At 65.4% G+C, this 21154-nt stretch carries 20 protein-coding genes and 1 CRISPR repeat array; of the genes, 7 read left to right on the top strand and 13 right to left on the bottom strand.

The window, feature by feature from the left end; translation table 11 throughout:
* Positions 1–151 precede the first annotated feature (151 nt).
* Both D580_RS0101195 and hemJ read left to right on the top strand, forming a co-directional pair.
* Complete coding sequence (locus tag D580_RS0101195; RefSeq protein WP_018952617.1) at positions 152–655, top strand: peroxiredoxin family protein; 504 nt, start codon at positions 152–154, stop codon at positions 653–655.
* Positions 652–1158 carry a protoporphyrinogen oxidase HemJ gene (gene hemJ, locus D580_RS0101190; RefSeq protein WP_018952616.1) on the top strand — a complete coding sequence of 169 codons (507 nt, stop codon included), beginning with the start codon at positions 652–654 and terminating at the stop codon, positions 1156–1158. Before D580_RS0101195 ends, hemJ begins: the two co-directional genes overlap by 4 nt.
* A gap of 113 nt (positions 1159–1271) precedes the next feature.
* On the opposite strand, the gene ptsP is transcribed toward hemJ, so the two are convergent.
* Together ptsP and D580_RS0101180 are read right to left on the bottom strand one after the other, a co-directional pair.
* The gene (ptsP, locus tag D580_RS0101185) at positions 1272–3542 is read right to left on the bottom strand and encodes a phosphoenolpyruvate--protein phosphotransferase (RefSeq protein ID WP_018952615.1); all 2271 of its coding nucleotides are present in this window, start codon (positions 3540–3542) and stop codon (positions 1272–1274) included.
* Between the two features lie 78 nt (positions 3543–3620).
* Complete coding sequence (locus tag D580_RS0101180) at positions 3621–4142, bottom strand: RNA pyrophosphohydrolase (RefSeq protein ID WP_012638968.1); 522 nt, start codon at positions 4140–4142, stop codon at positions 3621–3623.
* Between the two features lie 137 nt (positions 4143–4279).
* Here D580_RS0101180 and D580_RS0101175 point away from each other — a divergent pair, with 137 nt between their 5' ends.
* Positions 4280–4939 carry an HAD family hydrolase gene (locus D580_RS0101175; RefSeq protein ID WP_018952614.1) on the top strand — a complete coding sequence of 220 codons (660 nt, stop codon included), beginning with the start codon at positions 4280–4282 and terminating at the stop codon, positions 4937–4939.
* A 49-nt stretch (positions 4940–4988) separates the two neighbouring features.
* Here D580_RS0101175 and D580_RS0101170 read toward each other — a convergent pair whose 3' ends face one another.
* The gene (locus D580_RS0101170; protein WP_051081743.1) at positions 4989–5396 is read right to left on the bottom strand and encodes a hypothetical protein; all 408 of its coding nucleotides are present in this window, start codon (positions 5394–5396) and stop codon (positions 4989–4991) included.
* Positions 5397–5452: 56 nt separating this feature from the next.
* Positions 5453–5617, bottom strand: coding sequence for a rubredoxin (locus tag D580_RS0101165; protein ID WP_026289585.1), 165 nt, complete (start codon positions 5615–5617; stop codon positions 5453–5455).
* Positions 5618–5709: 92 nt separating this feature from the next.
* Between D580_RS0101165 and thiD the strand changes: the two genes are divergently transcribed.
* The 3 genes from thiD to hemL all read left to right on the top strand — a co-directional run bounded on the left by thiD (position 5710) and on the right by hemL (position 8556).
* Positions 5710–6519 carry a bifunctional hydroxymethylpyrimidine kinase/phosphomethylpyrimidine kinase gene (thiD, locus tag D580_RS0101160; protein WP_018952612.1) on the top strand — a complete coding sequence of 270 codons (810 nt, stop codon included), beginning with the start codon at positions 5710–5712 and terminating at the stop codon, positions 6517–6519.
* On the top strand, positions 6512–7180 hold the full coding sequence (thiE, locus tag D580_RS0101155) for a thiamine phosphate synthase (RefSeq protein WP_018952611.1): 669 nt from the start codon (positions 6512–6514) through the stop codon (positions 7178–7180). Before thiD ends, thiE begins: the two co-directional genes overlap by 8 nt.
* Before the next feature lie 92 nt (positions 7181–7272).
* A complete protein-coding gene (gene hemL / locus D580_RS0101150; protein ID WP_018952610.1) occupies positions 7273–8556 on the top strand; it encodes a glutamate-1-semialdehyde 2,1-aminomutase in 1284 nt (427 codons plus the stop codon).
* Positions 8557–8778: 222 nt separating this feature from the next.
* On the opposite strand, the gene D580_RS0101145 is transcribed toward hemL, so the two are convergent.
* Positions 8779–9168 (bottom strand): fluoride efflux transporter FluC, encoded by a 390-nt coding sequence (locus D580_RS0101145; RefSeq protein WP_018952609.1) that lies wholly within the window; start codon positions 9166–9168, stop codon positions 8779–8781.
* A gap of 5 nt (positions 9169–9173) precedes the next feature.
* Complete coding sequence (locus D580_RS0101140; RefSeq protein WP_018952608.1) at positions 9174–9557, bottom strand: CrcB family protein; 384 nt, start codon at positions 9555–9557, stop codon at positions 9174–9176.
* A gap of 99 nt (positions 9558–9656) precedes the next feature.
* Here D580_RS0101140 and D580_RS0101135 point away from each other — a divergent pair, with 99 nt between their 5' ends.
* The gene (locus tag D580_RS0101135; protein ID WP_018952607.1) at positions 9657–10442 is read left to right on the top strand and encodes a sulfite exporter TauE/SafE family protein; all 786 of its coding nucleotides are present in this window, start codon (positions 9657–9659) and stop codon (positions 10440–10442) included.
* A gap of 68 nt (positions 10443–10510) precedes the next feature.
* On the opposite strand, the gene D580_RS0101130 is transcribed toward D580_RS0101135, so the two are convergent.
* From D580_RS0101130 to D580_RS0101100, 7 genes are all read right to left on the bottom strand, one after another.
* A complete protein-coding gene (locus tag D580_RS0101130; protein ID WP_018952606.1) occupies positions 10511–11425 on the bottom strand; it encodes an AEC family transporter in 915 nt (304 codons plus the stop codon).
* 243 nt (positions 11426–11668) lie between these two features.
* Positions 11669–12040, bottom strand: coding sequence for a thioredoxin (trxA, locus tag D580_RS0101125; protein ID WP_018952605.1), 372 nt, complete (start codon positions 12038–12040; stop codon positions 11669–11671).
* A 112-nt stretch (positions 12041–12152) separates the two neighbouring features.
* Positions 12153–12728, bottom strand: coding sequence for an LON peptidase substrate-binding domain-containing protein (locus D580_RS0101120; protein WP_018952604.1), 576 nt, complete (start codon positions 12726–12728; stop codon positions 12153–12155).
* Positions 12725–13357, bottom strand: a complete 633-nt coding sequence (locus D580_RS0101115) for a flavin prenyltransferase UbiX (protein ID WP_269208087.1) — start codon at positions 13355–13357, stop codon at positions 12725–12727. The genes D580_RS0101120 and D580_RS0101115 overlap by 4 nt, the downstream gene beginning before the upstream one ends.
* A gap of 27 nt (positions 13358–13384) precedes the next feature.
* Complete coding sequence (locus D580_RS0101110) at positions 13385–13885, bottom strand: hypothetical protein (RefSeq protein WP_026289584.1); 501 nt, start codon at positions 13883–13885, stop codon at positions 13385–13387.
* Positions 13885–14238 (bottom strand): DUF6152 family protein, encoded by a 354-nt coding sequence (locus tag D580_RS0101105; RefSeq protein ID WP_026289583.1) that lies wholly within the window; start codon positions 14236–14238, stop codon positions 13885–13887. The genes D580_RS0101110 and D580_RS0101105 overlap by 1 nt, the downstream gene beginning before the upstream one ends.
* Positions 14239–14405: 167 nt before the next feature.
* The gene (locus tag D580_RS0101100; RefSeq protein WP_038042940.1) at positions 14406–16265 is read right to left on the bottom strand and encodes a bifunctional metallophosphatase/5'-nucleotidase; all 1860 of its coding nucleotides are present in this window, start codon (positions 16263–16265) and stop codon (positions 14406–14408) included.
* A 508-nt stretch (positions 16266–16773) separates the two neighbouring features.
* Positions 16774–21020: direct repeats of the CRISPR family, unit length 36 nt; unit sequence GCTTCAATGAGGCCGCGGCTGAATGCCGCGGAAGAC.
* Positions 21021–21154 lie beyond the last annotated feature (134 nt).

Below are 21154 nucleotides of genomic sequence, written 5' to 3'. Positions count from 1 at the left end.
GTCGGCTACGCCGGCGCCGTCTCCGCGCGCCCCATCACAGCGGCATCTCGACACCCTCGCTACGAACGGTGGTGAGATATGCGGGTTAACGGCGGATACTCCAACGGGTACACTGCGTCTTCTTGGAACCTAACGGCAGACGAGCAGACCCATGAAACGACGTGATCTGATCACCCTCGCCATCGTGGCCATCCTGATCGGCGGCGGCTTGGCCCTGTGGCTTGCCCCCGAGGAGGGCCTGCGCCCGGCCCCTGAAGTGAGCTTCCAGACCCTGGACGGACGCACCGTGTCCATGGAAGGCCTGCGTGGTCAGCCGGTGCTGCTGACCTTCTGGGCCACCAACTGCCCGAGTTGCGTCCGCGAGATCCCGCACCTGGCGGAGTTGCATGAGCGCTATCAGGCCCAGGGGCTGAAGGTCATCGGCATCGCCATGTCCTATGACCGGCGAGACCACGTGGAAGAGATGGTGCGCGCCCGCGAGATCCCCTACACCATCGCCCACGACACCAACGATGCCGCCGCCCTGGCCTTCGGCCAGATCCGCCTGACCCCCACCTCGTTCCTGATCTCCCCCCAGGGTCGCATCGTCTACCAGAAGCTGGGCGACATCGACTGGTCGCTGGTGGAGCGCAACCTGGAGCGCTGGCTGGGATGAGCGCCTACCTGTGGGCCAAGTCCCTGCACGTGATCTTCATGGTGACCTGGTTCGCGGGCCTGTTCTACCTGCCGCGGCTGTTCGTCTACCACGCCGAGACCCGTGACGCGGCAGGCAATGAGCGCTTCAAGATCATGGAGCGCAAGCTGTTCTGGGGCATCATGACCCCCGGCGCGGTGATCACCGCCGCCTTCGGCATCTGGATGATCGCCATGCACCCCCAGGCCTACGCGGCCGGCTGGATGCACTTCAAGCTGCTGCTGGTGGTGCTGCTGATCGCCTACCACATCTGGTGCGGCGTGCTGGTACAGCAGTTCCAGGAGGATGCCAACCGCCATTCCCACCAGTGGTACCGGTGGTTCAACGAGATCCCGGTATTCATGCTCGTGGGCATCGTGGTGCTGGTGATCAGTCGCCAGGTGATGCCGGGGCTGATTGCCATGGGGGTGGTGCTGGGCATATTCGTCGCGTTCGCGCTGATGCAGCGCATGAAGGCCCGTTAGGAAGTGAGAGGTGTGAATTGAGAAGTGCGAAGTGAAAGGCTTTTACTTCCCACTTCCAAATTCTCACTTCCCACTTTCGCTCGCACTTCCCAATTCACACTTCGCAATTAAAATCAGGTCTTCCCCGCCCGCACCAGGCCGCCCAGACCCACCTGCATCAGCGCGTTGTTGAGCAGGGCGCGGATGGCCGCCGGTTCTTCCATCTCCAGACACTGGTTGAGCAGCTCCCGGGCACGGGCCTGGGAGAAGCTGCGGATCACCCATTTCACCCGGGCCAGTGAGGCGACGTTGACGCTCAGGGAGTCGATACCCATGCCGATGAGCAGGATGGCGGCGGCAGGGTCGGCGGCCATCTCGCCGCAGATGCTCACCGGCTTGCCCGCCTTCTTCGCGCCCTCGCTCACCTGCTTGAGGGCGCGCAGCACCGCCGGATGCAGGGCGTTGTAGAGATCCGCCACCCGGGCGTTGTTGCGGTCCACCGCCAGCAGGTACTGCACCAGGTCGTTGGTACCCACGGACAGGAAATCCACCCGCCGCGCCAGGGCCTCGGCCAGATAGACCGCCGAGGGCACCTCCACCATCACACCCACCTTGGGCATGGGGATGACGTAGTGCTCGTCGAGCAGTTCGTCCCGGGCGCGCTGCAACAGGCGCAGCGCGTCTTTCAGCTCGTCCAAGGAGCTGATCATGGGGAACAGGATCTGCAGGTTGCTCAGGCCCTGGCTGGCGCGCAGCATGGCGCGCAGCTGGGTGAGGAAGATCTCCGGGTGGTCCAGGGTGATGCGGATGCCGCGCCACCCCAGGAACGGGTTGTCCTCGTGCACCGGGAAATAGGGCAGCGCCTTGTCGCCGCCCACGTCCAGGGTGCGCAGGGTCACCGGCCGGGGATCGAAGGAGGACAGGATCTGTCGATAGATCTCCACCTGCTCCTCCTCGCCCGGGAACCGGTCGCGGATCATGAACGGCACTTCGGTGCGGTACAGGCCGATGCCATCGGCACCCGACTGCTTGGAGGGATTGATGTCCGCCAGCAGGCCGCTGTTGGCGTAGACCGGGATGACCACGCCGTCCTGGGTGGTGGCCGGCTCCAGGGCCAGGTTACGCAGCCCCTCGGCCAGCTCCCGCTCCTCGTCCACCAGGCGCTGGAACTCCTCGCGCAGCTCCCGGCTGGGCTGGATGAAGATCTGGCCCCGGTAGCCGTCGATGACCACCTCCATGCCGTCCATGCGTCCCACCGGCAGGTCGGAGACGCCCATCACCGCAGGAATGCCCATGGCGCGGGCCAGGATGGCCACGTGGGAGGAACCGGTGCCCCGGGCCGAGACCAGGCCTGCGAGGCGCTCCACGGGTACCTCGGCCAGCTGGGTGGCGGTCAGATCCTCACCGATCAGGATGGTGCGCTCGGGGAAGTCCTCGATCTTGCGCTGGCCGGACTGCAGGTGGGTGAGGATGCGCCGTCCGATGTCGCGCAGGTCCGTGGCCCGCTCCCGCAGGTAAGGATCGTCCATGTCATCGAAGGCGCGGGTGCTCTCGCGGATGGTGTCACGCAGGGCCGCCTGGGCCCAGCTGCCCGCCTCGATGCGTTCGATGGTACGCAGCACCAGGCTGTCGCTGCCGAGCATCATCATGTAGGCATCGAACAGCAGCAGTTCCTCCGTCGAGAGCACACCGTTCATGCGCAGCTTGATGGACTCCATCTCCTCGCGCACCCGCTGCACCGCCTCCTTGAAGGCGTGAATCTCCTCCTCCACCGAGACCACCGGCTCGCGGTCCGGCACCGACTCCAGGGCCGCCGCGGCATAGGCCACGACGGCGGTGCCGATGGCCACGCCGGAGGCGCCCGGGATACCCATGATCTGCAGGTTGGCCTGGCGCGGGGTGCCGCGCCGGGGACCCACTTCACCGATCAGTTCCGCGTGGCTGATGGCGCCGGCCAGCTGTGCCGCCAGGGTGATCAGCAGGGCAACGTGTTCGTCGTCGAAGCGACGGCGCTCGTGCTGCTGGGCCACCAGCACGCCCAGCATGCGGCGGTGATGCACGATGGGCACGCCCAGGAAGGCGTGGTAGCGCTCCTCGCCGGTCTCGGGGAAATAACGGAACAGGGGATGATCGGTGGCGTTGTCCAGGTTCACCGGCTCGGCCCGCTCGGCCACCAGGCCCACCAGGCCCTCGCCCAGGGCCAGGCGCACATGGCCCACGGAATCCGGGTTGAGGCCCTCGGTGGCCATGAGCATCAGGTGCTGACGATCCGGCGCCATCAGGTACACGGAGCACACATCGATCCCCAGGGCCTGCTTGACCCGGTGCACGATGATGTCCAGGGCCTGGTTCAGGTCCTCGGCGGTACTGACTTCCTGAACGATGCGTCTGAGAATGTCCAGCATGGGGGGTTCAGTCCTGATCCAGGGGCGGTGAGGCGGGGTAGCGCCGACGGGAACGCCGGCGTCGGGGCGCGATGGGGCTCAAGCGCCGCTCCGGGTGCGGGGCTGGCGTTGCTGGCCAGGCATGCCCTCGGGGAACAGCAGCGGTGCCAGTTCACGCAGGGCCCGGCGGTAGACATGGCGCTTGAAGAACACCACCTCGCGCATGGGCCGCCAGTAATCCACCCAGCGCCAGGAGTCGAATTCAGCCGGCTGCACGCTGTCCAGGCGCACGCAGGTCTCGTCCCCCACCAGGCGCAGCATGAACCAGATCTGTTTCTGGCCGATGCACACGGGGTTGGAATGGCGCCGGATCAGGTGCTTGGGCAGGCGGTAACGCAGCCAGTCCCGGGTCTTGCCGATGACCTCCACGTGCTCGGGACCAAGGCCGGTCTCCTCGGCCAGTTCCCGGTACATGGCGTCCAGGGGGGACTCGTCGCGACGGATACCGCCCTGGGGAAACTGCCAGGCCTGCTGGCCGATGCGTTTCGCCCAGAAAAGGCGTCTTTCCTGATTGCTCAGGATGATGCCTACGTTCGGTCTATATCCATCACAATCAATCACTTAATGAAACCGCTCGTGTGCCGCGTCTGTCCTGCATTGTTCCACAACCCAAGATTTCGGGCAAACCCCGGACATCACAGTGAAAAGCATATCCGATACAATGCCCGGTCCATCGCACAGCCCAAGGGGGAATCCCGGTGACACTGGCCATCTTCGATCTGGACAACACCCTGCTCTCAGGCGACAGCGACTACGAATGGGGCCGCTTTCTGGTGGATCTGGGGGTGGTGGACGGCGAGACCTACGAGGCCGCCAACCGGGCCTTTTACGAACAGTACAAGGCTGGCACGCTGGATATCCGGGAGTTCTGCCGCTTCGCCTTCCGCCCCCTGGCCAGCCACGACCTGGCCACCCTGGAAGGCTGGCGCAGCCGCTTTCTGGCCGAGCGCGTCGAGCCCCTGGTGCTGCCCGCCGCGGAGGAACTGCTGGCCAAACACCGGGACGCCGGCGACACCCTCATGATCATCACCGCCACCAACCGCTTCATCACCGCCCCCATCGCCGAGCGCCTGGGGGTGCCCCACCTGCTGGCCACGGAACCGGAATTCCGGGACGGACGTTACACCGGGGAACTGGCGGGGGTACCCTGTTTCCAGGAGGGCAAGGTGCGGCGCCTGGAGACCTGGCTCAAGGAACACGGCGAGACCCTGGCAGGCAGCTGGTTCTACAGCGACTCCCACAACGACATCCCGCTGCTGGAGCGGGTGGATCACCCGGTGGTGGTGGATGGGGATGTGAAGCTCACCGACCACGCCCAGGAGAAGGGCTGGCCGATGATTTCGCTGAGATACGTCTGAACTGGGAAGGGGGAATTGGGAAGTGCGAAGTGAATGCCCACTTCCCACTTCAAAGCAGTCCCGCCAGCTCCTTCACGCGCCGGCCGGCGGGCGTGTCCGCCTTGCCGGCGGCTGCCACGGCGGCGGCATAGCCGCGGAAGAATTCCGGCAGTGCCGCCACCAGCTGCTGGCGGCGCAGGCGGCCCACGCCCTGCACCGGCCACATGGGGCGCAGGTCGTTGTTGTCCAGGCCGTCGCAGATCTTCAGGCCCCAGCCGGCGGTGGTGGTATCCCAGACATGATGGCGTACCGCCAGGCGGTAGACGTGCTCCGCCTTCATGTCCGCCATGCCCACGCCGGGGCCCAGGTGCTCCACCTTGAGGGTGCCGGCCAGCCGGGTCATCTCTTCATCCAGGGCGGTCAGGGCCGCGTCCAGCTCCGGCCCCTTGGGCAGGTTGCCGGCGCGGGCCTCGCGCATCAGCCAGAGGACGAGATCCTCGGGGGTTTCCCGGTCTTTTTCCTGGTCCGTTTCGCTCACAGTTCCACCATCTCGAAATCGTCCTTGCCGGCGCCGCATTCCGGGCAGGTCCAGTCGGCGGGGACATCATCCCAGCGGGTTCCCGGGGGGATACCTTCGTCGGGCAGACCCTTGCTCTCGTCGTAGATGAATCCGCAGATCACACACTGATAGGTCTTCACCACATGCCCCCTTTGATCTGTTGAATCGGCCCGCAGTGCGATGCTGCCGGCCGGTGATACACTCGGTTGGAAATACGGATCGGGAGCTTACCATGAACGAACCCAAGGCGGTCCCTGTGGTGATGACCTTCGCGGGCAATGACCCCACCGGTGGCGCGGGTATCCAGGCGGACATCGAGGCCATCATCAGCATGGGCTGCCATGCCGCGCCCGTGGTCACCGCGCTGACGGTCCAGGACACCACCTCCGTGCAGGGCTTCGCCCCTATCGACGCGGAGCTGATCATCCAGCAGGCTCGTGCGGTGCTGGAGGACATGCCCGTGGCCGCCGCCAAGATCGGCATGGTGGGTTCCATCGAGGCGGTGCAGGCCATCCATACCATCCTCATGGACTACCCGGACATCCCGGTGGTGCTGGACCCGGTGATCAGCGCCGGCGGCGGCGGCGAGCTGGCCAACGAGGAGGTGGTGGACTGCCTGCGCAGCCTGCTGCTGCCCCTGACCACCTTGCTCACCCCCAACAGCCTGGAGGCCCGGCGCCTGGCCCCGGAGTCCGACAATCTGGATGCCTGCGCCATGGCCCTGCTGGACCATGGCGCCGAGTTCGTGCTGATCACCGGCAGCCACGAGAACACGCCCGAGGTGCACAACACCCTGTACGGCAACCGGCGCAAACTGGAGACCTTCACCTGGCCACGGCTGGAGGGCAGCTACCACGGTTCCGGCTGCACCCTGGCCTCGGCCATCGCCGGTCTGCTGGCCCAGGGCACCGAACCGCTCTCCGCGGCCCACGAGGCCCAGGAATTCACTTGGCAGGCCCTCAACCACGGCTATCGCATCGGCATGGGCCAGCGCCTGCCCAACCGCCTGTTCTGGGCGAGTCCCGACGAGGAACATGACTGAGACAGGGCAGCGCCTGAGGGGCCTCTACGCCGTCACCCCCGATCACGCCACGGACATCGAGGATCTGCGCGCCCGGGCGGATGCGGTGCTGCGCGGCGGCGCCCGGCTCCTGCAGTACCGGGACAAGTCCGCTGACCTGCCGCGCCGCGAGCAGGCGGCGCGGGCGTTGCGGGCACTCTGCGAGCTGCACGGTGCCCTGTTTATCATCAACGACGATGTTGCGCTGGCGCTGCGGGTGGGTGCCCACGGCGTGCACCTGGGCCAGCAGGACATGCCCCTGGCCGAGGCACGAGCGATGCTCGGCCGGGAGGCCATCATCGGCATCACCTGCCACGAGCGCCTGGACCTGGCCCTGAGCGCCCAGGCCGCGGGGGCCGATTACGTGGCCTTCGGCGCCGTCTACCCCTCCCCTACCAAGCCCGGCGCCGTGCGCGCGCCGCTGCATCTCTTCACCGAGGCCCGCGAGACCCTGTCCATTCCCGTGTGCGCCATCGGCGGCATCGAGTCGGGCAACGCAGCGGCGGTGATTGCCGCCGGTGCGGACATGGTAGCGGTCGTCAGTGGCGTCTTTGCTCAACCCGACCCTGAAGCAGAAGCCAGGCAGCTTACGGCGCTCTATGAGAGCGCCAGAGACAAGAGGCAAGAGACAAGAGACAAGTGAAATCTGACCGACCCTCTGGTTTTCACTTGTCTCTTGTCTCTTGTATCTTGTATCTGTCAACCGATTCCAAACCCTTCACAGAAGCCTCCCCAATGACCCGATCCCACGACCTCTTCAAAGCCGCCCAACGCCACATCCCCGGCGGCGTGAACTCCCCCGTGCGCGCCTTCAAGGGCGTGGGCGGCGACCCGGTGTTCATCCAGCGCGCCGAGGGCGCCTACATGTATGACGCCGACGGCAAGCGCTACATCGACTACGTGGGTTCCTGGGGCCCCATGATCGCCGGTCATGCCCACCCGGAGGTGGTGGAGGCGGTGCGCGAGGCGGCCCGGGGCGGGCTGTCCTTCGGCGCACCCACGGAGATCGAGATCCGCATGGCGGAGCGGGTGTGCGAGCTGGTGCCCTCCATGGACATGGTGCGCATGGTCAGCTCCGGCACCGAGGCCACCATGAGCGCCATCCGCCTGGCCCGCGGCTTCACCGGCCGGGACAAGATCATCAAGTTCGAGGGCTGCTACCACGGTCATGGCGACTCCCTGCTGGTGAAGGCCGGCTCCGGCGCCCTGACCCTGGGCGTGCCCAGCTCCCCGGGCGTGCCGGCGGCGCTCGCCGAACACACCCTGACGCTGACCTACAACGACCTGGACGAGGTGCGCGAGACCCTCGCCCACGTGGGCGGCCAGGTGGCCTGCATCATCGTCGAGCCGGTGGCGGGCAACATGAACTGCATCCCGCCAGTGCCCGGTTTCCTGGAAGGCCTGCGTGAACTCTGCGACGAGTACGGCGCGCTGCTGATCTTCGACGAGGTGATGACCGGATTCCGCGTCGCCCTGGGCGGCGCCCAGGGCCACTACGGGGTCAAGCCGGACCTGACCACCCTGGGCAAGATCATCGGCGGCGGCATGCCCGTGGGCGCCTTCGGCGGACGCCGCGAGGTGATGGAGCAGCTGGCGCCGCTCGGCCCCGTGTACCAGGCGGGCACCCTGTCCGGCAACCCGGTGACCATGGCCGCGGGCCTCAAGACCCTGGAGATCATCTCCCGGCCCGGCTTCTACGACGAACTGACCCGCAAGACCCGGGTGATGGTGGACGGCGTGCTCACGGCCGCCGGCGAGGCCGGCATCCCCATGACCGCCAACCAGGTGGGCGGCATGTTCGGCCTGTTCTTCAGCGAGCAGCCGGTGACCAATTTCTACCAGGCCACCCAGTGCGACCTGGACCGCTTCCGGCTGTTCTTCCACGAAATGCTGGAGCGCGGCGTGTACCTGGCGCCGTCCGCCTACGAGGCGGGCTTCGTCTCCAGCGCCCACAGCGAGGCGGATCTGGCCGAGACCATCGAGGCGGCGGCGCGCTCGCTGCGGGAAGTGGCGGGCTAGAGAGCAGAAAAGCTGTTTCTCTCGCCAAGACGCGCCAAGAAAATGCTTTGATCAGCTTTCCCCGTGTCCCCGTGTCTCCGTGAGAGGACATCGGTTTTCTAACAGCCCAAGCAAAACCAGGTTCTCTCACGGAGACACGGGGACACGGGGAAAACGTGATGTTTTCTTCGCATCTTGGCGTCTTCGCGAGAGATCGTATTTTGATCTGTCCTGGCCAAGTCGCTAAATGACTTGCGCCAGACGTCTCCCGAGCCGATCCCCCGCCCACACCGCCAGCAGCGCCAGGGCCAGAGAACCGAACAGGTTCAGCGCGGCCAGCAGGAAGGCACCCGCATCGAACAGCCTCCAGCTCTCGAGGCTCAACATGGAGAAGGTGGTGTAGCCCCCCAGGAAACCGGTGGCCACCGCCAGACGCAGGGCACCGGGCAGGCGCAGCCTCGGTCCGGCGCTGACGGCGGCGAACAGACCGATCAGCAGGGAACCGGTGACGTTGACGAAGGCCGTGGCCCAGGCGCCCGCCAGTCCCAGCTGCGTGACTGTAAACCACACCACGCCGTAGCGCAGGCTGCCCCCCAGGGCAGCGCCCAGGCCCACCGCCAGGTAGGCCTTCAAAGTACCTATCCGGTCCACAGGCCACCCCCGAGCCACACACCCAGGCCGGCGGCCAGCACGCAGGGGATGGCAGTGCCGAATACATTGGCCCCGGCCCGGAACAGGTGTCCGTCCCGGGCCAGGGCCAGGGTCTGCAGGCTGAAGGTGGAGACCGTGGTGTAACTGCCGAGGAAACCGTAGATCAGCCAGGCGGACAGCCAGCCGCCGCCGTCACGCATGACACCCGCGAGCAGGCCCAGGGCAAAGGCGCCGCTCAGGTTCACCACCCAGGTGCCCCAGGGAAAACCCTCCCCCAGATGCCGCGCCACCCACTGGGACAGCCCGTGACGCGCCATGGCGCCCAGGGCACTGCCCAGGGCCACACCGAGGATGGACACGGGCTCAGGCATCGGACTCGCGGGGTTCGGAGTGATTCAGGGGCATGGCATTCTGCGCTTGATGTGTGCAAAGGCTATCATGCCGGTTTTTTCGACCCGTGGGGGCACTTGATGGAAGCCTGGCTGGCCTACCTGATCCTGGGTGCGATCGCCGGTGTGCTGGCCGGGCTGCTGGGCATCGGCGGCGGCCTGCTGATCGTGCCGGTGCTGGTGTGGCTCTATGTGCAGCAGGGGGTGGATGCGGCCGTGATCACGCATCTTGCCATCGGCACCTCGCTGGCCACCATCGTGCCCACGGCCATCGCCTCGGCCCGTGCCCACCACGCACACGGCGCGGTGCGCTGGGACCTGGTCTGGCGCTTGGCGCCCGGCGTGGTGTTCGGTGCCCTGGCCGGCGCGACCTTGGCGGAGTTCCTGAGCTCCGACATGCTGCGCCGGGTGTTCGGCGCCTTCGAGATCGCGCTGGCCCTATACATGTTCATCGGGGTACGCCCCAAGCCCCAGCGTCCCCTGCCCGGTGCGACCTACTTAAGCGCCGGCGGTGGTGTGATCGGCCTGGTCTCAGCCCTGCTCGGCATTGGCGGCGGCACCCTCACGGTGCCCTACCTGGTGTGGTTCAACGTGGCCGTGCGCCAGGCCATCGGCACCGCCTCGGCCGTCGGCCTGCCCATCGCGCTCGCCGGTGCCGCGGGTTTCATGATTCACGGCTGGCAGGCGCAAGGGCTGCCGGCCTGGAGCGCCGGCTACGTCCACGGACCCGCCCTGGCCGGCATCGCCATCGCCAGCTTCCTCACCGCGCCCATGGGCGCCCGGCTCACACACCGCTTGCCGGTACCGTTGGTGCGCCGACTTTTCGCGCTGCTGCTGATGGGGTTGGGGGTGAAGATGCTGGTGTAGGGACAATTCAAAATTCAAAATTCAAAGGATGATCGCTCGCCCTTTGAATTTTGAATTTTGAATTCGCTTCAACTGACCCAGCCGTACCACAGCGGAAGCGTCACCAGGGCCAGCGCCGTGGTCACCGTCACCGCCGCCGCGTACACGGAGGTGTCCAGACGGTAGCGGTCGCAGAACACCAGGCCCAGCACCATGCTGGGCATGGCCGCCTCCAGCACCGTACCCACCAGCAGTTCTCCTTCCAGGCCGATGCCGCTCGCCAGCCCCCAGGCCCACAGGGGCATGAAGAACAGCTGCACCGCTACCACGGGGATCAGCACCGCCACGTAGCTCATGCGCCAGTTGCGGATGCACAAGGCCAGGCCCAGGGAGAACAGCATCAGCGGCGCCACGCCGTTGGCCAGCATGGTGAGCCAGGTGTCCAGCCAGGGGATCAGGGGCACGCCGCCGAGGTTGAAGGCCATGCCGGTGAGTCCCGCCCAGATGGCCGGCACGCGGATCAGGCTCGAGATGGGATGCAGGGCATCACCGGGCTCGCCGAAATGGCGTGCCACCAGGGCGCCCACGGTGAGCAGCAGGGGAAGACAGGCGAACAGGTCGAACTGGATGGCGATGGAACGGCCGGTCTCGCCGAACAGGCTCTCCAGCACCGGCAGGCCCAGGTACACGGCGTTGGGGAAAGCGGCGGCCAGGATCATGGCGCCGGTGATGGCCCGGGACTGGCCGCAGACCCGGCAACCGCCCCAGATGACCAGCATGGCCACCAGCACGGAGCTGCCCGCCACCACCGCGATGCGCACCGAATCCAGCCCCAGGGGCGCGCGCCACATGACCAGCAGCACCAGGGCCGGCAGCAGCAGGTGATAGACCACGTTGGTGAGCACCCGGCGGGTGGTGTCCGCGTCCAGGCCGGCCGGCTGCAGCAGACGCCACAGGACCCCGCAGACGATCAGTGCCGCCATCTGGCTGGTGACTGCAAACATGCTCTGTCCTCAGGGCTGCATTGGGGGGCCGGGCGGGTGTGCGGGCATCAGCATGTGGAGATAACGCAGAAGGCGCGGAGACGCAAAGGTCGCGAAGTCGGAAAGGTAAAAATCTTTGCGATCTCTGCGTCTCAGCGGCCTCTGCATGCACTCACGCAGCCCCGCACCACGCAAAAGGCCCCGCATGGGCGGGGCCTTGGCACATCATACGACAGCCGGAATACCGCGGCGAGGGGATTACCCTCAGCCCTGCTCGGCCTGCTGCTGGCGGATCTCCTCGTGCACCTGGGCCATGTCGAGTTCACGCACCTTGCCGATCACGTCCTCCAGCTGGGCGGCGGAGAGCATGCCGGGCTGGGCGAACAGGATCACCTGCTCGCGGAAGATCATCAGGGTGGGGATGGAGCGGATCTGGAAGTGGGCGGCCAGGGCCTGCTCTTCCTCGGTGTTGATCTTGGCGAACACCACGTCGGGGTGGTTCTCCGAAGCCGCCTCGAAGATCGGTGCGAAGGCCCGGCAAGGGGCACACCAGGGCGCCCAGAAGTCCAGGATGACGATGTCGTTGCCGGTGATGGTGGACTCGAAGTCCCCCTCGGTGAGTTCGATGACGGCCATGGTGGGTTCCGAAAAATAGGGGTGGGGCGGGTCAGACGCGTGCCTGAGCGGACCTATACCTTACCAGCCGCGGGTACCGGGGTGTCAACGAAAACCCCGGTACTGGCAGGGTTCAGAAATGGTTGAGCATGGCGTCGCGCAGCATGAACAGGCGCGCCAGCGGATCATCGGTCTCCAGCATGCGCTGCTTGACCGTGTGATCCACCGGCAGCAGTTCCGCCAGTCGCGCGCCCACCCACACCGCGTTGTCCGGCTCCCGGGGAAGACTGGCGTAGGGTTCGCCCAGCTCCGTGAGGATGCGCTCGGCCAGGGTGGCCAGGCTCAGGAACTCCTCCGGCAGGGGCGTGGCCGCGGGCTCATCCAGCCACTCCACCTCGCCCATGAGCAGCTGATCCGGCTGCACCCAGGTGCGCAGGATGCGGAAACGCCGCTCGCCCCGGGCGGTGATGCCCAGCAGCCCGTCGGGACGTCCCTCCCAGTCGGCGATCATCGCCAGGGTGCCCACGGGCTGGACCTCGGCAGCCTGCCCCACCTCGGCGCCCTCGCGGATCATGCACACGCCGAAGCCGCTGTCGGTGCGCAGACACTGGCGCACCATGTCGATGTAGCGGGTCTCGAAGATGCGCAGGGGCAGGAGCCCGCCGGGAAACAGCACGGTATTCAGCGGGAACAGCGGCAGGGTGATCACTCGTCCGGCTCCTGCTCCGTGCCCCAGCGACGGATCAGCGCGTTGGGGATGCGCAGGTGATCCAGCACCCGGGAGACCATGAAGTCCACCAGGTCGTCCACACCCTGCGGGTGATGATAGAAGGCGGGGTTCGCGGGCATGATAGTCACGCCCATGCGCGCGAGCTTGAGCATATTCTCCAGGTGCACCTCGGAGAACGGCGTCTCGCGCACCACCAGGATCAGCGGGCGGTGCTCCTTGAGCACCACGTCGGCGGCCCGCTCAAGCAGGCTGCGGCTCGCGCCGGTGGCCACTGCCGACAGGGTGGCGGTGGTGCAGGGGCAGATCACCATGGCATCCGGCGGCGAGGAGCCACTGGCCACCGGGGCGGTCCACTGCTCCCGGTCGTAGACGCGGATCTGCCCGTCCCGGGCCTGGTAACGCTCGGTGAAGAAGCGCTCGATCTCGCGGCTGCGCCCGGGCAGGGACAGATCCGTTTCCATGCCGATGACCACCTGGGCGGGACGCGAAAGCATCAGGGACACCTGCACGTCCGCCTCCACCAGGCACTGCAGAAGGCGCAGGCCGTACTGGGCGCCGGATGCACCGGTCATGGCGAGGGCGACGGAACGGGGACTGGGCTGACTCACGGCAGGCACTCTTGGCTGGGAGAGGGCTCAAAGATAGGCAATCAGGCGGCCGCTGACCAGTACGCCCAGCCAGCTCGCGATGGAGACTACCGCCACAGCCTGGGCCCGCCAGGGGGCCGGTGTGGCCCGGTTCCAGCGGTAGAGATGACGCAGGCAGCCGCGATGAAACAGCAGGGCGTTGAGTCCGGCCAGGCCGATCAGGCCCAGCTTCACCCAGAACACCGATTGCATACCGATGGCCGTGGCCTGGGTGGCCAGCAGCAGGAAGCCCGTGGGCAGGGCCAGGCCAAAACCGATCCAGGCGGCGGGCAGCAGCAGGCGACCCAGGTCGTCCACCGCCAGGTGCGCGTGGCGTCCCAGCACCCGCAGGTCGAACAGCAGCACCGCCGTCAGCAGCAGGGCAAAACCCAGGATGTGCAGGATCTCGACGCTGGGGTAGAGCCACAGGGATTCTCGCATCACGCGTCCCAGGGCACTGGCTTCCAGCCACACCAGCAGGGCTGGTGCGTCAACTCCATGATCGTGCATCAACGCAGCTCGATGGTTTCGTCACCCACGATGATGCGCTCGGCGCGCAATTCATCCTCAATCTGGCGATGGGGGTAGCCCACCACCGTGACCGTCGCCCCCTCGGTCACCCGCTCGGGCAACAGGCCCCGGGCCCGGGTCCGGCTGGGCGGCGCCAGCACCACGCGCCACTGCTTCTCGCCGGTATCGATCACCACCTCCGCATGGGGCCATTCGAACACCGCCGAGACCACCGTACCGGTGAGGGTCAGTTCGTTCTGGTTGTCGTAGGCGCTCCAGCCGTGGTGGGCCCAGGCTACCGAGGCCAACACCCACAGCACGGCTGCCAACAGCCATCGGGAATACGAACGCATGTCATCCTCCACGCCCCTGCTGACAATGGGGCTCGTTGTGATTGTTCTCATCCCAAGCATACATGTAGAGCCCTCCATCAGGCATCCCCGTCAGGAAGTGATACCTGCCTCTTGAAATGCATCGGGCGCCCTTGTGGGGCGCCCGATGAGGTCATCCGAATACACACCTACTCTGCGATCAGACGGCCTTCAAGCCCCCGGTTCACGGGGGAGTTCCTTTCAAATTCATCCACGAAGGCATCGAGCATCAGGAAGAAGGTGTCCTCGCAGAAATTACCGATCCGATCGCAGGCCGTGGCCAGCGAAGCGTAGAAATCGCCGCCTCGGGCCATGAAGTTGTTGGTCACGATGCGGTAGGTCTGATCCAGTAACAGGGGCGCGCCCTGGATCTCCACGGCCTTGACCACCCCACCCTCGAGCAAGGCATCACCGCAGACCGCCGGCGGGAGAATGGCCGCCTGGATGTCTGCCACCGTGGAGTGGCAATAGGTCACGGTCATGCCGGCCACCTGGGGCCAGGCGCCGGTGGACTGGACGCGGTTTCCGACAGGGTCATACGACCAGGTCAGACCGTTATCCAGTGCCGCCACCAGCTCGGTACCGGTCACGTCCATGGCCACCAGCGAGTTGCCGAAGGGCAGCACGGAGAGGGCATCTCCGAAGCTCACGTCGCCCTGATTGATGGAAGCACGAATACCACCGCCGTTGGTGATGGCAGCCTCAATCCCGAGCCCATCCAGCTGGACATAGTTGAGCATGGTGTCGGTGACCAGGTTGCCCAGAGGCATCTCCTGGGAACGCACGCCGGGAATGCGATTGCCATCGAAGAACATGCCGGAGGAGCCGATGATGACGTTGGCGAAGGCGTCCACCGGCACGCGGTAGGCGGCCACCTTCTGGGCCAGACCCTGATCCTCGGGGATGCTCAGATCGGCCACGATGGGACCACCGGACCAGCCCACCACGCGACCCAGGGCGTCGAACTCCACGTCCAGGCGTCCCACCACGCGCGTCCATTCCCAGGCACTGACCACCAGCGTGTTGTCACCGTCGCGACCGCTCACCACGGCGGGATACTCGCCCTGGATGCGGTTGTGCGTCCACGGGGGCAGCTGGGACATATCCCCAAGCAGCACATGGTCATGACCGGAGACAATGATATCCACGCCGGCGAGCTGGCGCGCCAACTCCAGATCATCGGCATGATTGACGTGGGAGAGCAGGATGATGTGGCGAATACCTTCCTTATTGCGCAACCGGTCCACCTCGGCCTGCACACTCTGGACATAATCCAGGAACAAGACATTCGGTCCCGGACTGGAGATGTTGCGCGTGGTGTCGGTGATCAGACCAAGAACGCCAAAGCGAACCCCGCCTTTCTCGATGATTGCGCTGGGCTGCACCAGGCGATCCAGATTGGGCTCAGCGCTCAAATCCAGGTTGGTGGCCACCACGGCCGCGCGCAGGGCCTCGGTGGCATAGTCCACACCCGCGATGGTGACCGGTTGACCCTCGATGCGGGCCGCCAGGTTGTCGGGACCCAGGTTGAACTCATGGTTACCGAGGGTGATGACATCGTAGTCGATATCGTTGATGAACATCACCGCGTCGGAGCCCTTCCAGGCGTTCCAGAAGATGGTGCCCTGGGAATAGTCACCCGCGTCCACGAGGATGACGTTGTCGTGGCCGACTTCGGCACGCACCTGCTCGACGATCGTCTTGACCCGTGCCACACCCCCATGCTCCGGATCGGAACCGGATGCGGAGATGGGTTCGAGTCGGGCATGGCTGTCATTCGTGTGCAGCAGGGTCACGCTGATGCCCTGACACTTGGGGTGGGCCTGCAGTCGTTCCTGGGCACGGCCAGGAAGACGACCCTGAATCTGGTCAATTCGCTCACAGGCCTGGGACTGTACCGGCAGCGGCCGCTTGCCGGGCTCGGCGTGGACCACACCCGCATTAAGCATCATGCCGCCCATCAGCAACGCGGCAGCATACAACCCTACGGAAAAACGTGACTTGATCATGGCGAAACCTCCCTTGGACGAAGGAGGCTCAGCATCGCTGCAAGAGCGTGACAGGATGATGAGGAGGCTTTGACGACTTTGTGAATCGCCACGAAGTCCTGGCATCATTCACCGCCTTGCGGGCGGCCTGTTCATGATCTATATCGCGAACCTGCTGGCAGGAGTGTCGTACGGAGCATGGCAACCGGTGAGCGTCGAATCACAAGCTATGCTGATTCCCTATCAGTCGCGGCATACACCGTTGTGGTCGTGCCACAAAGCGCCTCGAGCGTAGGGGTCGGGTCACGGCTGGCCCTTGCCATAAGTAGATCGGCGGGGAGCTCCACATCGCATGCCTTCGGCTTGTGCGGTGGAGCAGGATACTGGGTCTGCGAATTCGGCTGAAAGCATCCCTCCTGATCCGTCCCCGGGCCTACGTCCTAAACGGGTTCGTGGTACGACCACGACAGCCATGATGCCCGGACCAGGAGAGATTCCTAATACTATATCCCATGATCTCGATGCAATCATCTTAATGAGGCCGCGGCTGAATGCCGCGGAAGACGGCGCATGGGGTGGCCTCCTTAAACGTACTGATTGATGCTTCAATGAGGCCGCGGCTGAATGCCGCGGAAGACCACCCTCACGCCACACGCTCCGGGATCATCCGATCGCTTCAATGAGGCCGCGGCTGAATGCCGCGGAAGACGGAGCTGGCCCTGGTGACTCAGCCGTCGTGGGCCCCTGCTTCAATGAGGCCGCGGCTGAATGCCGCGGAAGACACAATCCGTGAGTCATTAGTAAGCTCGCCGAGTCTTGGCTTCAATGAGGCCGCGGCTGAATGCCGCGGAAGACACCGGCGCCGTGCGTGCCGTGTAGGCCATATTGGCGACGCTTCAATGAGGCCGCGGCTGAATGCCGCGGAAGACGTCATAACGTTTCCTCAGCCTTTTCATGAACTTCTGAGCTTCAATGAGGCCGCGGCTGAATGCCGCGGAAGACGGCCTGGACGGCTGACCGCTCGCCCTACGTTATGAGGCTTCAATGAGGCCGCGGCTGAATGCCGCGGAAGACGGCTGGATCAGGCCGCCCGCCAGCACCGCACCCCGGAGCTTCAATGAGGCCGCGGCTGAATGCCGCGGAAGACCGGCGTTGGCCCACGTGTAGATGTCGGGGGCGTTGCGCTTCAATGAGGCCGCGGCTGAATGCCGCGGAAGACCCCGCGCTAGTCATGCAACAGGGGCGCGTGTCACATGGCTTCAATGAGGCCGCGGCTGAATGCCGCGGAAGACGGCAAACTGGTTGGCAATGCTGGTCAGGCTGCTCTGCTTCAATGAGGCCGCGGCTGAATGCCGCGGAAGACCGCACAGCTCCGCCGTGGCTGGTACCGTGGACATCGAGCTTCAATGAGGCCGCGGCTGAATGCCGCGGAAGACGCGCAGACAGATCGACACTGGCTGCGCCACGCCTACAGGCTTCAATGAGGCCGCGGCTGAATGCCGCGGAAGACGGCGCAGCGCACCGAGCTGGTCCACGCCTGGGAGCTGATCCTCGCTTCAATGAGGCCGCGGCTGAATGCCGCGGAAGACACCAACAGAGCCACCGCCGCGCTGCGCGGGCCACGGCGCTTCAATGAGGCCGCGGCTGAATGCCGCGGAAGACCCGGTACCATCTGCAAATTCAGTACACCAGGATTGGCTTCAATGAGGCCGCGGCTGAATGCCGCGGAAGACGGTGACGGTCCCAGCGTCGCTGTACGGGGGGTTTACGCTTCAATGAGGCCGCGGCTGAATGCCGCGGAAGACGTGGCGAGCGCCACGCGCTGACCTGGGGCGGAAAGGAGCTTCAATGAGGCCGCGGCTGAATGCCGCGGAAGACGACTTTTCGCGTGGATCGGGCCGTGGGCCGCAAATCGCTTCAATGAGGCCGCGGCTGAATGCCGCGTAAGACGGGCGCGTTCGCTGGCGATGGTGGCATCCAGAACACCTTTGCTTCAATGAGGCCGCGGCTGAATGCCGCGGAAGACTTCGTTGCAGCGAGCGCGGATTTTGCGGCTGCTGTCGCGGCTTCAATGAGGCCGCGGCTGAATGCCGCGGAAGACGCCATGTGCCAGCAGGACGGACACCTGCGCCTGCGGCTTCAATGAGGCCGCGGCTGAATGCCGCGGAAGACTCCATCGTCAGCGACGAGGAAAAATCCCCCACCCAGTAGCTTCAATGAGGCCGCGGCTGAATGCCGCGGAAGACCATTAACAAAGCGTGAACCTGTGATTTGCCTGAGTGCTTCAATGAGGCCGCGGCTGAATGCCGCGGAAGACAATCAGCATGGATAATCACCATACGGGACCACTGACGCGGCTTCAATGAGGCCGCGGCTGAATGCCGCGGAAGACCAGCCTGATGCGCCACGAGGAAGGGGAGCTGGTGATGCTTCAATGAGGCCGCGGCTGAATGCCGCGGAAGACGTGAGCTGGCGGAACTCCGTGTTGATGCTTTGGCCCGCTTCAATGAGGCCGCGGCTGAATGCCGCGGAAGACGGTCGGATCCCATCCCCTTCCGCGGCCCCCAGGGCGCTTCAATGAGGCCGCGGCTGAATGCCGCGGAAGACCATGGATTCTTGAAGGCGATTGGGCGCGGGACCGGGAGCTTCAATGAGGCCGCGGCTGAATGCCGCGGAAGACATGAGCAACGGCGCGGGGGTGTTGCAGACGCATTGGGCGCTTCAATGAGGCCGCGGCTGAATGCCGCGGAAGACGATCAGTCACCAGCTAAGCGGCTGCGAATATTACGCGCTTCAATGAGGCCGCGGCTGAATGCCGCGGAAGACCCGCGCGGCGGTCCATGTTGAAACTGCGCGCCTATGCTTCAATGAGGCCGCGGCTGAATGCCGCGGAAGACTCGCGCGCTCGCTAAGGCCCTGGCCATTGATTCCATGCTTCAATGAGGCCGCGGCTGAATGCCGCGGAAGACAACTGATCGCGTGTGGCCCGCCGGTATACACCAAGGGCTTCAATGAGGCCGCGGCTGAATGCCGCGGAAGACACCGATGGCCGGGTCCCGCTCCCAGTCGCCTGCATCGCTTCAATGAGGCCGCGGCTGAATGCCGCGGAAGACTCCAGGGCGAAACCGGCCCCGCCGGCCCCCAGGGCGCTTCAATGAGGCCGCGGCTGAATGCCGCGGAAGACGGTAGCCCACCTCCAGCGGGATCGGCAGGTCCTCGTGGCTTCAATGAGGCCGCGGCTGAATGCCGCGGAAGACGCTCACGCCGGGCTCCCAGACGTTGGCCTGCACCAGCGCTTCAATGAGGCCGCGGCTGAATGCCGCGGAAGACATGTCGCAGACGGACAGAAATCAAGAACTCCAACGTCTTCGCTTCAATGAGGCCGCGGCTGAATGCCGCGGAAGACGCTGATGGTGCATAACGCCCCGGCTCAGGCGACCGGCTTCAATGAGGCCGCGGCTGAATGCCGCGGAAGACGGAGGAAGGTTTTCATCGTTGTAGGTGAGCGTGATGCTTCAATGAGGCCGCGGCTGAATGCCGCGGAAGACAACGTGCTGGGGGCCATCGGTGTAGGCATCAGCTTCGCTTCAATGAGGCCGCGGCTGAATGCCGCGGAAGACGCTGGCGCCGGTGTCGGTGCTGGAGGAGGTGCTGACGGCTTCAATGAGGCCGCGGCTGAATGCCGCGGAAGACGGCACTGAGCGCATCGAAGACTTCTGCGGCTACGTGCTTCAATGAGGCCGCGGCTGAATGCCGCGGAAGACCCGTGGATTCTGCGCTCGATCCGCTACGACCGGGCGACGCTTCAATGAGGCCGCGGCTGAATGCCGCGGAAGACTACGGCGGCGTCTTCCTCCTGGATCGCGCCCGCGTCGCTTCAATGAGGCCGCGGCTGAATGCCGCGGAAGACTGCCGGTGAAATCCGACCGGGTGTTTAAACGCCAGCTGCTTCAATGAGGCCGCGGCTGAATGCCGCGGAAGACCTCGGCCTCGAACCGGTGCCCGCACCCACGGCAATGGCTTCAATGAGGCCGCGGCTGAATGCCGCGGAAGACGGGGCATCCCGGAGGCGGTGGTGGAGCGGGCGCTGCTTCAATGAGGCCGCGGCTGAATGCCGCGGAAGACACCATGGGTCGAGCACATGTAAGTTTGAAGAAGGAATCGCTTCAATGAGGCCGCGGCTGAATGCCGCGGAAGACTTTATCCATGATCCGATTTATATCCGTCTCATCCTTGCTTCAATGAGGCCGCGGCTGAATGCCGCGGAAGACCCTCGGCCGCGCCGCCGAACTGGGTTTCCAGCTCCTGCTTCAATGAGGCCGCGGCTGAATGCCGCGGAAGACGATGGTGTCGGGGGTGTTGAGCAGGGCGCGCAGGCGGCTTCAATGAGGCCGCGGCTGAATGCCGCGGAAGACCAGTCCTGCACCAGTGCCTTCAGCCGGGCCAGAAACTGCTTCAATGAGGCCGCGGCTGAATGCCGCGGAAGACATCGCGGCCTGGTCAGGGATGGGGAGCTTACCTTGCAGCTTCAATGAGGCCGCGGCTGAATGCCGCGGAAGACGTTGCCGTTCTTGTCCTTGCGGATCTCCATATCATCGCTTCAATGAGGCCGCGGCTGAATGCCGCGGAAGACTGCAGGGCGCCCGGAAGCCTCCATCGCCCAGAAACGCTTCAATGAGGCCGCGGCTGAATGCCGCGGAAGACGATCCCTCGCAGATCACCGCCGGCGGCCTGGGCGATGCTTCAATGAGGCCGCGGCTGAATGCCGCGGAAGACAGCCCTCGCAGAAAAGTCCATGACACAAGGCCTGGAGGGCGGATTTTCGAGCACCTTCAATTTAAACACAAATTCGCGCATATCCGGCACTCCACGAAGTCCGACCATAAACAAATTTATCCCATATTTTCAAA

The organism is Thioalkalivibrio sulfidiphilus (assembly GCF_000377945.1).
Lineage (GTDB): Bacteria > Pseudomonadota > Gammaproteobacteria > Ectothiorhodospirales > Ectothiorhodospiraceae > Thioalkalivibrio_A > Thioalkalivibrio_A sulfidiphilus_A.
Note: the sequence above shows the minus strand (reverse complement) of the source record. Positions and strands in the feature narration are given on the sequence as shown.

Bases quoted from the DNA above. Each gene is read 5' to 3' on its own strand.
- D580_RS0101195 (WP_018952617.1), top strand. From the start codon at position 152: ATGAAACGACGTGATCTGATCACCCTCGCCATCGTGGCCATCCTGATC.
- hemJ (WP_018952616.1), top strand. From the start codon at position 652: ATGAGCGCCTACCTGTGGGCCAAGTCCCTGCACGTGATCTTCATGGTG.
- ptsP (WP_018952615.1), bottom strand. From the start codon at position 3,542: ATGCTGGACATTCTCAGACGCATCGTTCAGGAAGTCAGTACCGCCGAG.
- D580_RS0101170 (WP_051081743.1), bottom strand. From the start codon at position 5,396: ATGCGCGAGGCCCGCGCCGGCAACCTGCCCAAGGGGCCGGAGCTGGAC.
- thiD (WP_018952612.1), top strand. From the start codon at position 5,710: ATGAACGAACCCAAGGCGGTCCCTGTGGTGATGACCTTCGCGGGCAAT.
- thiE (WP_018952611.1), top strand. From the start codon at position 6,512: ATGACTGAGACAGGGCAGCGCCTGAGGGGCCTCTACGCCGTCACCCCC.
- hemL (WP_018952610.1), top strand. From the start codon at position 7,273: ATGACCCGATCCCACGACCTCTTCAAAGCCGCCCAACGCCACATCCCC.
- D580_RS0101140 (WP_018952608.1), bottom strand. From the start codon at position 9,557: ATGCCTGAGCCCGTGTCCATCCTCGGTGTGGCCCTGGGCAGTGCCCTG.
- D580_RS0101135 (WP_018952607.1), top strand. From the start codon at position 9,657: ATGGAAGCCTGGCTGGCCTACCTGATCCTGGGTGCGATCGCCGGTGTG.
- D580_RS0101130 (WP_018952606.1), bottom strand. From the start codon at position 11,425: ATGTTTGCAGTCACCAGCCAGATGGCGGCACTGATCGTCTGCGGGGTC.
- trxA (WP_018952605.1), bottom strand. From the start codon at position 12,040: ATGGCCGTCATCGAACTCACCGAGGGGGACTTCGAGTCCACCATCACC.
- D580_RS0101110 (WP_026289584.1), bottom strand. From the start codon at position 13,885: ATGCACGATCATGGAGTTGACGCACCAGCCCTGCTGGTGTGGCTGGAA.
- D580_RS0101105 (WP_026289583.1), bottom strand. From the start codon at position 14,238: ATGCGTTCGTATTCCCGATGGCTGTTGGCAGCCGTGCTGTGGGTGTTG.
- D580_RS0101100 (WP_038042940.1), bottom strand. From the start codon at position 16,265: ATGATCAAGTCACGTTTTTCCGTAGGGTTGTATGCTGCCGCGTTGCTG.